The following is a 10,868-nucleotide window of genomic DNA, read 5'->3' as shown; positions in this document are numbered from 1 at the left end:
ATGCCACCACCGGTACCGCAGTCACCGCCGCCAACGCCACAGTCACCACCACCAGAGGTCGAACCACCACCGATACCGCAGTCACCACCACCGGAGATGGGGAAACCTTTTTCTGCCGGCGCAGGGGTATCAGTACTGTGACTATCCCCACCGATGGAAAGCTTGGCATTGACACCCCACACAAGGCCTAACGACCCGCTACCACCGATACCAATAGAAGCTTCGCGCAAAATCCCACCATTACCCTTCCAGGTGTGTCGGTATGATGCAGCGATGTTAAGCCCAGACGCACCTGAGGTCGACGGGCATGAGCAGTTGTCTCCAGAACCGATCGATACCTCGATGCCCTGACCAATTTTCAGAGAGCCAGACACGCTGATCGAGGTTTCATTACCGGCCCCCTGTCCAGTCTTCCCACATGAGTCCCCACCTTCAGGTTGCGCTGGCTGACCAGGAACCTGATCAATCTTCGAGGCGTCTGTGCCGCCATTATTCCCATCTGCCACCGGTGGTGCCACCTGCTGGTCTTGAGGAATCTCAGGTTGTGGCTGAGCACTGCCGCCACCAGCATTGAAAGGCGCGGTAACTTGAGGAAGCGCCGCAATTGACTGTGGCGTCACACTCGGGAGTTGTTTCTGCTGGACATGAATCCCCTGGGCAGCGGGCTGCTGCTCAATTGCCTGATTGGACAGCGTAGACACGTCAACCGATTCATGTGCCGCTATCGTCGCAGGTCTTGTGACTTGTTGGTTCACACTCTGTTCTGTGTTCGCCGGCGAAGTTTCTGGTTCTGCCAGTCCCCCAGCAAATGCCGCGGGAGCTGCAGCGGTGAGGCCCACGCAGGCGATGCCCAGACTCATTGCCGGAACTGCAAATGATGCACGATCCCCCATGCGCGTGGCACTATCACGGTGTTTTCCACGGTAACCTAAGTGTGTAGCACCTAGCGAGGTCTTATTGTCCCCCATTGTATGTAATTCCCCTTTATTTCCTGATGGCCCAGGCTGATCCCGCCCCAAAGCACGAAACTGAGGTAGTCGGTTCACAACACTGCCCATCGTCATATGTCAGCGAGTCTTGAGGTAACACTGGTGATACCCCCGTTATGCCCAGAACTGATCGGTGATCCCCTCACAGATACATCGGACATGACTCAGGACTTCCCCGAAGTCCCGTCCCTAAAATACATGGGAGCTGCACCAAGCGAAAGAATGCTGTACCCCCTTTCGTACACCGGGCCGTGGTGACAATAACCACACTTCTAAGGAAACTAACAGGTTCACTCGATGGAACCATCAGAGAATAGCCGTAGATTTATCCTCTGTCAGTGGTTAACCACCATGGACACCCGTGGTCATAAGACACTCCAGGGATACCAGTACCAGAGTGTCTTTAGCACAGTGAGCCGCTGAAGACACTGTTATAAGACACTACGCACTAGCCAACTACGAAAGAATGGTGATCGATAGGTTTCTGAGGGAGCAATGGGACAAAGGAGGCCCGCACCTGCTGGGGAGCAAGGTGCGGGCCTCCTCATATGTACACCGCGGGCTCTATATCGACCGTGTGTACTAGATCTGGTTTTTCACTAGCTGTTCAGACCATTGCAGTATCCATGCGATAGCAGTTGTTCCCTCAATGACATTCGGATTCGTACCGTATTGAGCATGCAGTGAATTACCTGTCAACAATGCATTTACATTCTCGGGCGCAGGATTCATACTCGTAGGCATATCGCAAATACCGTCTCCCGGAGCGCAGATTTCATTGACTCGATCATTCAGATCACCCATGCCACCAGGCCTCGGGCCTCGGGCAGTAAGCCCCGGAACCACGTGCCCCAGAAGTTGCGCAAACGGTTGCAGGGCAATCTCGGAGCCAACACCGTGCGGTTGAGCTCCCACAGTGTGACCTTCGCCAGAAACACGTCGCGGGTCAGCCAATGCCGTAACACCAGCCACTGTGTCGCTCGGGACCACCCCACGGTTGTTTCCAATATCACTGGCAATATCGCCAGCTACCGCTGCCCCCTGAGAAAAACCCATGATGATGAACTTCGTCGCCGGGCAGTGCTCATGAGTCGCCGACAACTCAGCATTCACGATGCGAACACCCTCATTGACGGAGTCAACGTAATTCATTTGGTTTAACGCTGCAAGAGTTTTCAATTGAGCAGGATAATTTGCTGTCCATACTTTCACTGTGGACGAATCAAATTTTCCCTTCAGCGGGCCGGTAACCCCCTGAAGCAAGGCGTGAGGAAATTCGCTCGGGTTCATCGGATCATCATGTATTGATGATTCCCCTGTCCCCGGCACAGCAATAACCTCAACGGCTGCACAGTCAGCGGGTTGTTTCTGCCTACCTGCCCCTTCTCCATTGTTCGAGGGAAGGCCAGGGCCCCGCCCATGAGAACCCATCCATTGCGCAACACCGACAGCGATGACACCAATGAGAATGACTACTCCGAAAATGACGAGCACTTTACGAAGTCCTGATCGAGATCCTTTCTGCGCCATAGAGACAGGTTACCTTGGCTAAGGCTTTACCCTCCGCACAACTCTTTGTCAGCCGTCTCAGTGATAGTACGCTGTACCTGCTCCAGCGGTTGGTCAGTGAGTTTTTGCTCCACTAATTGCCCTGCCATCGCTTTGACCGAGAAACTTTCTTGTCCGGCAGCTTTCGACTGGCAGTATTCCATGGCAGAGGCGATCACTTGATCACCTGCAACACCATCAATATTGATCCTCGCGTCTTTAATAGTCGTCAAAAATCTGTTCTCGCCATCATTGTGCAGGGAAGGTTTATGCTCGGGAACTTTGGAGACCTCAACTGGGGTCTCATCACCGTGGGACCCCGGTTCGTTGTTCGTAGCGTCGCTGGGGGAATCTGATTTTTTAGAATGTGCCGGTGGCCTACGCGACGATGAATCCGATGATGACGATTCCGAACGTGATGATGACGTGGACGTCTGAGACGTGGTAGTAGCACCGGAATCGTCCTTCGTGACCGTGGAGCCGTTACCACACGCAGTGAGTACTGTGGATCCGAGTATGCACGCTACTGTGAGCGCTATACTCCGCATAACGTGTGAGGTCATGGTGTGTACCTTCCCGTCATTCTCATCGTCGTGCTGATGTCGTGGGTGGGAGATCACGTATTTCGATCGTCCACGGTTCACTCCTATGGCTCCTGGACTTTTCCGTTCATCTCTTTAACGGTTCCATGCTGAAAGTCGATGGTCAGTCCACCTGCTGGGATAGTCGCCATGTCCGAGGTTGGAAAACCATACTTTCCATCCTGGGCGCCGTTTCTCACCCATGTGTCATAGATATCGCCCTTCATGATGACGTGGGCTCCTGTGTCTGGTGACCAATAGATGTAGCCTTTGTCGAACTCGCTAAAGGCGCCACCGTTGACGGGCTTCTCGTGAGATTTCGCCCAACCCAGTTTGTCGACTCCACCATAATCTTTGTACTTTTTGGCAATGTCCCCCTGAATGACATGGCCGTGACCATCTTTTGCTCGGGTAAGAATGCCGTTGTGGAATTCTTGAACAGTGCCTCCCCCCACAGATTTGGCATCTGCAATCGGGTACCCAAGCTTGCCAGTTTCATACCCCACAGTACCCCACGCATCGAGCATCTCCGGGTCAACAGCATGTGGTCCAGTGTCAGGGTTCCAATAGATAGCTCCGTGCTCGAATTTTACGAAGCGTCCCTTGCCATCCGGAGAAGGGATTTCCTCACTGGTCGGATACCCAAGGAATGAATTGGGACCACCCATTTCGGCATAATGTGCACCAATACGGCCCCAAAGATTGTGCGCTCCTGTCGACGGGCTCCAGAAGGTCCGACCGTTCCGAAAGTCCTGAATCTTTCCACCGTTCGCACTGGCATATTCATCGGAAGTACATCCACCCAGCTTGGCTTGGTCTTTCAAAGCGGCATTGGCAATTTCTCCCATCGGGACACAATTTGAACCTCGGTCAGTGGAAGAAAGTCCCAATGAGTCCGCCATATATGGCCACGATTTGCCCAGCTCGAACTGCCAGTAAGGCCATGTGTGGGTTCCAGAATTGCGAAATGCTGTGGTGACATTGATGCCTGCGCGGTTTGCATAGTTGACAAACGTTTCAGCCGTCATCCGTGCGAGTGCTTCCTGACCGAATGTTAACCCTTTCTTCGGAAGCTGCGGCACCAGCCGGTTGTCATCATCATAGGAACCTGCGGCACCTGATCCTGCAGACACATAGATTCCAGTGTTCTTCAACGTACCAACGTTGAGTTTGGGGTCGTGTTGTTTCCATCCATCAGATCCATAGGGACCCCACATATTTTCGGCGTTATACGGCGACACGTTTTTCATCACGAGGCCGATGCCTTCACTCATCCCCGGTGAGCTCGTATCCAAGTAGCCAGAATATGAGGCGACGAAGTTGAAGAGGTCAGGGTGACGTTCCGCAAGGTTCATTGCCCCTGTCCCGCCGGCAGACATGCCGAATACAGCAGTCTTATCGTTGGCTCGCCAGCCTTCCTTTAAAATCGGGGGAAGGTCCTGGGTAAGGAAAGTCTCCCACTTGTAGAACTGGCCGCTATCTTCGTTCAACCAGTCGGTATAAAACGATGCTAATCCGCCGACAGGCAAAACAACATTGACATTACGATCAGCGAATTGCTGAACAATATTAGTTGCTGCGGTCCATCCGTTCTCGATCTGGTTGGGAACCATTCCGTCAAGTCCGAGCACGGTAGGGAATTTCTTATCCGGTTGCGAGTGCCAATCGCGTGCGAGGAGGATCTCAACCTTGATTGGGTTATCTCCAGGCATCGCCCGTGAATTGATATACAGCGCTACACGACGATCAGTCAACCAATCGACGTGATGAATTGAAACTCCGTCTGGAAGATGGTCAAGATGCTGTTGTTCCGTCCGCATTGGAATCGGCTCAGAGGGCACAGTCAGGGGAAACGCATTCTTAGCTGATTCGTTTTTGACAGCGTCAGGCACGTCACCGTGATCCGTTGCTGGATTCACCTTCCCATTGTCGGCTTGGCGAGGTGCAGCACTGTGAATAGGTCTATCAGCTGGTGCATCCTCAGCTCGAGCGCCGGTGTGAATAGCCGCTGCTCCAAGCATGACGACAGCTGTTGTGGCTGCAACAGCTGTAGGCCACGTCCGCCGACGGGAGAGCTTCGAAGACGCTCGCATATCTGTGGTTCCTCGATTTCGTACTGGGGTACAGATGTTCTTCCGTCATATACTACTACCGTGCTAGACGCATGTTGCCTATGCGACGCGCGGATAGTCCTGTGACGTATGTGATTTTTCGCCGCGGCATGAGCCACACAACCGAACGGGACACCTAAAAACACAAAAGCGTAGACACCACACTCGGTGCCTACGCCCTTCCCCACACGCCAATGCACGTGCTCCCAGCACTCCCACACCATCCTGAGACACAGGGATGGACAACGCGGGGCACATAGTTACTGGGTGTTATCAACAGCGCGCCCGACATCGCCGCCGGTAGCATCAGCATCATTCTCAGCAGCTGGAGAAACGTCGTTACTACGGATAGACGGAACCGTAGCAGAACGTGAGCCAGGATCACCTGTCAATGGCCGATCGCCACCGGGGACACCTCGACCCGCAGCACTCTGAGTAGCTTGCAAAATGTGAGGACGCGCCTTGATGAGAGCATCACGCCAGTTCGTCCAGTTATGAACACCAAGCATCGGATAGTCCACAGTGGGGTTAGCACCATGCTTCCGCAAGACCCGCTCAAAATGACGGGTTGTCATCCTCGACATCACTTCCATACCCATCACGCCGATGGAATACACCGGGTTAGCAAAAAAGTTGTCTTTCGGATCCCACAAACCCGTTCCAGCGGAAATAAATACGTCGGTGTGACGGTACGCAGCCGGATTCTTGATCGGGTCATTCTGGCGGATACGATCACCGGTCCACATTTCGTTGAGCTTGTACCCACCATTTTGAAGCATGGCAGATGCAATATTCATACGCATGAACGGGGTCGACGTAGACAGGTACCCAGAGAACGACGAAACCTGCCGGAACTGATTCGGATGATGAGCAGCCAGGTTCATAGCACCGGTACCGCCCATGGACATCCCCGCGATGGCATTATTGGTCGGTGACACACCGAAATTCGATTGAAGATAAGCTGGCAGCTCGGAACTCAGGAATGTTTCCCACTTATAGATCTGGGTACCGTCATCCGAGGTGGAAGGCTTATCCCAATCTGTGAAAAATGATGCCTTGCCGCCCAACGGGAATACCTTCGTGATGTTGTCATCAACAAAGATATTTTGGGCATGTGCCCAATCAATCCAGCCACTACTATTCGTAGGACCAGCAAAGCCACCCAAAATATACAGTCCAGCGTTGCCATTACCGTTCGCCGCCTGAACCTGAACAGGAATATCCTTGTTCATTGCGTCAGAATGGACAGTGCACTTTTGCACCCAATACGCAGCAGCATCCCATGTGCAACCTGGCCGAAGGGTATCCCTACTGCCCCCAGCATGAGCTTTATGCGAGCTCAGGGCTGTAGACATACCCAGCATTAACGCAACCACGCTCACCACCACGGCTGCCATAAGCCAAGGCCTACGGACAGCTTCCACACGTCGCCAGAAGCTCGTCATAAAATATTCCTCTTTCCTCAAGAGCCTGGGAAGATCCCCTACCTTGCGCCCTCGGTGCATCTCAGGTCAGCCCATGGGCAGCCGCCCATCCACCCCGAGGAAGATTCTCACTATCGGACAGTAGGCCGGGGATAAAACATCATCGATCACACTCACAGAACGATGACACACATTAGTAATCGTCTAGCTCTTTGTCCATGTTACAGCGCAATGCTCACGACACCTGACTAGGAAGGCCCCCGAAGACCAACTAGCCCCACCCCGTACCAGCCAGCCGTCATTTACGCCGGGGCTCTACAGCCTAAAGAGAAGGCGCAACATACACGGCAATGCAAATAGCAATCGCCCACAAAAAACCAAGTAGCTGGAGAACATGATCGCGGAGCGCCAGTTCATCTGGCGCTCCGCCATCGCCACGGTCAACATCGGCCGCATACCGCAAAATAGCCACGGTAAACGGAACCATCGAAATCTCATACCAAAGGGCAGAAGCAGAACTACCCCGCTGACCCATCTCAAAACCCCACAAGGTGTAAGTCAACACCACAGCTGTCGCGGACAACGTCCACACAAACCGCAGGTAGGTCGGCGTGTACCCCTCCAAGGATTTGCGAATCTTCGCACCCTCTTTCTCAGCCAACAAGATTTCCGAATAACGCTTACCCGCGGCCATAAACAGGGAACCAAATGCCGCAACTAGCAGGAACCACTGTGACAGCGCAATGCCGGCAGCAACGCCGCCACCCATTGCTCGTAACAGGAAGCCTGATGAGACCAAGGCAATATCAATAACAGGCTGATGCTTCCAACCAAAGCAGTATCCCAACTGCAACACGATATAGACACCAATAACGGTGGCTAACGCCCATGCAGCCGTTGACAAAAAGGAAACAGCGACAGCAGCAAAAATGAGCGCAGCTGCCATCCCATACGCCACACCAACAGGAAGAACACCAGCCGCGATGGGGCGATATCGCTTGGTCGGGTGCGCACGATCGGCCTCAACATCCCGAGCGTCGTTAATCAAATAGATTGACGAGGCCGCACAACAGAACGCCACGAACGCAATCACAACATCGACAGCGACACGACCCGTCACCATGTCCGAACCAGCGGCCGCAGGAGCTGCCACAACCAGAACATTCTTTACCCACTGTTTAGGGCGAATAGCCTTAAACATCGCCTCAGGCAGACTCGTGGGGGCTCGACGAGTCACCGAAGCCTTGTCTTCCGTCCGTGCCGCCGGCGCTTCAGGATAGAGACCCCGAGTATGAGGCTCTGACCCAATCAGCGCACCATCAGATTCAGTACTGGGATACGGATCGTGTTCGTTGTCCGCCATCGTGTCTTTATAACTCCTCTTTGGTGACATTCATAGACGCCATCAACCACACAACACTACTCATTTGGTGATGGCTCGATGAACAGCTTCCGCCGACAATCCCCCTAAGAGGGCTCCGGCTGCAACATCTGTTGGATAATGCACGCCCACTGTCATCCGCGACAGCATCATAAGCGGAATCACCGCCAAAGGCACGGGCGACCCAACGATCCGGGCTAACTGAACCATCGCCGCAGTCGTTGATGTCGCATGTGAAGATGGAAAACTTAACTGAGACGGTGTCTTCACTCCAATACGAACCCGTGGCCCATGAGGCCTGGGGCGCCGAACAATACGCTTAACAACCACGGAAGCAGCATGACTACCAAAAGCTGCGCCGGTCAGAATGCCCCACTGCGTTCGGCGTTTACCGTCCACAAGCATTCCTGCCAGACCAAGAGTTAACCAGGCGGCCGCATGTTCGCCGACGTAACTTAACCCCCTTGCCAGAGGCAGTACACCCGACTTATCTGCAATCACACCTTGAATCAGCTCAAGCATCCGCGTCTCGTCAAAGGGATCACCCTTCTGCTTAGCGTTCAAAGATTTTGCTCCATCCTTCACGGCTTGTCAGTCTCGGATGAGCCTGACGGTACAAGCGACGCATCTCAGGGAAGCGGTCATACACTTCCTTCTGTAGACGCATCGACTCGCGGGCAAGCTTCAAAGCTTTAGTACGGTTACGCTTCCTGAACACGACACCACGGCCATCTGCAGTGGTCACCGTCGCGCCATCAACACGGGAGAGAGAGAACCAGCGCGCTTCCATCGGTGGAAGGTTGACATCAGGAACCTCAGGATCACTGTCACTAGCTGATAGTTGTTTCTTTACAGCTTTCGACAATGCTGACACCTTTGACAACGGATTGAGGGGAATCTTCGTGAGGTGTCGAGGCCCGCCCTTCGCAGGCGGAACCGCCGATGCCGAGGGCAACACAACCGCATCTGGATACTCTTTACGCAATTCATTGATGCGAGGTAACGCGGTATCAAGGATATCGAAGAGCTGGTCTGGGCCACGCAAGAAATCTTTGATTGCCTCATTTTGAATCGCGACCGTCGAGTATTCGAGACACAGAAGGTGCTTTGCCGTCGCCGTCGCCATCGACTGCATCATGCCCATGATGGAACCATCGTGTTCAATGGCCGCCACAATCAATCGATTGCGCAGGTGGAAGTATGCCTGCCAGTCAATCGCATCGTCTTTATCAGACCAGGCCATGTGCCAAATTGCGATACCAGGCCAAGACGCAGTACGGAAACCAGCTTTCCCCGCACGGAGACCGTACTCACCATCATCCCACTTAATGAAGAGCGGCAACGGCTGTCCAATCGTCTCAGCAACAACACGTGGGATCAAGCACATCCACCACCCGTTGTAGTCGACGTCAATGCGACGGTGAAGGTCTCGAGATGATACGACGTCACCGTTGGCATTACGGCCGTGGTCATGGCGGTCACGGAGCGGATAGCGGTAGAAATCATGGTCATAGTGAACATTCGGCGCGGAGGTCCACATAAACGTATGCCGGTCAATAACCTCACCCATGCAATGGAGGTGGCTACGTTCCTGCAAATTCAGCATCTGTCCACCGACCAGCATCGGCTGGCGTGCATAACGGGCAACCTGCACCGCACGAAGGATTGAATCAGGCTCAATGGCAATGTCGTCATCCATATACAGAATGAACGGGGCTTTCGTGGCTCGCTGTGTGCGTTCCTCATCGGTGCCTGCGCCCCCCAACGCCTCGTACATGATGCGTGAATAACCGCCGGATCCACCCAGGTTTCCCTGACGGAACTCGTGGAAGCGATCACCGAAGTGCGTGACAGCGTCCTCATATCCTGGCTCATCAGCAGGATGTTTAGTTCCCTGATCAGGCATCAGCACAGCATCGATGACAGCATCAACTTCGGGATCAGACGCGATAGCCTCCAGCGCAGCTACGGCGTCTTTTGGCCGGTTAAAAGTCGGAATACCCACCGTGACGAGTTTCTCTTGCGGACCGATGGTCGTCCCGTCTGGCATTGTCTGCGGGCCAGGCTGGACCGGGGCATACCACCCTGCAGACAATAAGGTCACGTCCGTTTCACACGTGAGGTCGAACCAGATCCAGCCGCCGTCTTCGAAGCGATCCAGCGAGATTTCGAACTCCAGAATCGACACCGTCGATTCTGCATCGGACGGTTGCCCCTCGATTGTGTCCTGGGAGCTCTCTTCTGCGGTGGTTGCGTGGATGTCATTGGCCAGAACATCCGTCATCTTTCCTTCAACAGCAATGCGGGAGCCGTCAATCTTTGAGCGGTACACATCCACACGGGCATCGCCCTGGAGCTCAAGTTTCAAGACGACGGATTCCAGCTGCGTCCACCGGCGCCAATATGAGGCGGGGAACCCATTGAAGTAGGTTTCAAAGCTAACTTCGCCCCCAGCTGGGAACGTGGCTTCAGTGCGACTATGAAGCACTGCGCGGGACTTATTCGTCGTTGATTCAATCATGTACAACGAACGAACATCATGCGGTTCGCCGCGACGAGGAAGAATAACTCGCTGAAGACGCTCCACAGCCTTACTATTAGCCCGACTCCGGGTCTGGCTCATACCAGCTAAACCTTTCATGTTTAATGTCGATAATAACCTGATCCTACCGCAGCTCAGAAGTACAACGAGGCACCCCCAACGCCACGACACCAGCGCTACGCGAGCCCTAGCATGACGGGCTACAACGACAGCAAGCTATCCACGATGGAGAAAAACATGACTAGCCTACTGCCCTCCCTCCCCACAGACCTATTCGACGTCCACATGAACG

7 protein-coding genes and 1 pseudogene are annotated in these 10,868 nt (G+C 53.9%); all 8 read right to left on the bottom strand.

Annotated elements, in window-relative coordinates; translation table 11 throughout:
- Positions 1 to 860 (bottom strand): annotated as a pseudogene (locus V5S80_RS09005) (hypothetical protein); the annotation flags it as partial.
- Positions 861 to 1,571: 711 nt separating this feature from the next.
- On the bottom strand, positions 1,572 to 2,519 hold the full coding sequence (locus V5S80_RS09000; protein WP_395170426.1) for a cutinase family protein: 948 nt from the start codon (positions 2,517 to 2,519) through the stop codon (positions 1,572 to 1,574).
- 26 nt (positions 2,520 to 2,545) lie between these two features.
- Positions 2,546 to 3,100: a hypothetical protein gene (locus V5S80_RS08995; protein WP_395170425.1), complete on the bottom strand. Its 555-nt coding sequence runs from the start codon at positions 3,098 to 3,100 to the stop codon at positions 2,546 to 2,548.
- 83 nt (positions 3,101 to 3,183) lie between these two features.
- Positions 3,184 to 5,211 carry an alpha/beta hydrolase-fold protein gene (locus V5S80_RS08990; RefSeq protein ID WP_395170424.1) on the bottom strand — a complete coding sequence of 676 codons (2,028 nt, stop codon included), beginning with the start codon at positions 5,209 to 5,211 and terminating at the stop codon, positions 3,184 to 3,186.
- A gap of 278 nt (positions 5,212 to 5,489) precedes the next feature.
- Entirely contained in the window at positions 5,490 to 6,674 is a 1,185-nt protein-coding gene (locus tag V5S80_RS08985; protein ID WP_395170423.1) for an alpha/beta hydrolase, read from the bottom strand.
- 301 nt (positions 6,675 to 6,975) lie between these two features.
- A complete protein-coding gene (locus V5S80_RS08980; protein WP_395170422.1) occupies positions 6,976 to 8,016 on the bottom strand; it encodes a decaprenyl-phosphate phosphoribosyltransferase in 1,041 nt (346 codons plus the stop codon).
- Between the two features lie 60 nt (positions 8,017 to 8,076).
- Positions 8,077 to 8,556: a phosphatase PAP2 family protein gene (locus tag V5S80_RS08975; RefSeq protein ID WP_395170440.1), complete on the bottom strand. Its 480-nt coding sequence runs from the start codon at positions 8,554 to 8,556 to the stop codon at positions 8,077 to 8,079.
- 31 nt (positions 8,557 to 8,587) lie between these two features.
- Positions 8,588 to 10,657 carry a glycosyltransferase gene (locus V5S80_RS08970; RefSeq protein WP_395170421.1) on the bottom strand — a complete coding sequence of 690 codons (2,070 nt, stop codon included), beginning with the start codon at positions 10,655 to 10,657 and terminating at the stop codon, positions 8,588 to 8,590.
- Between the last annotated feature and the right edge of the window lie 211 nt (positions 10,658 to 10,868).

The organism is Corynebacterium sp. PCR 32 (assembly GCF_037464985.1).
Taxonomy (GTDB): domain Bacteria; phylum Actinomycetota; class Actinomycetes; order Mycobacteriales; family Mycobacteriaceae; genus Corynebacterium; species Corynebacterium kroppenstedtii_D.
This window is presented reverse-complemented; position numbering and strand designations above follow the sequence as displayed.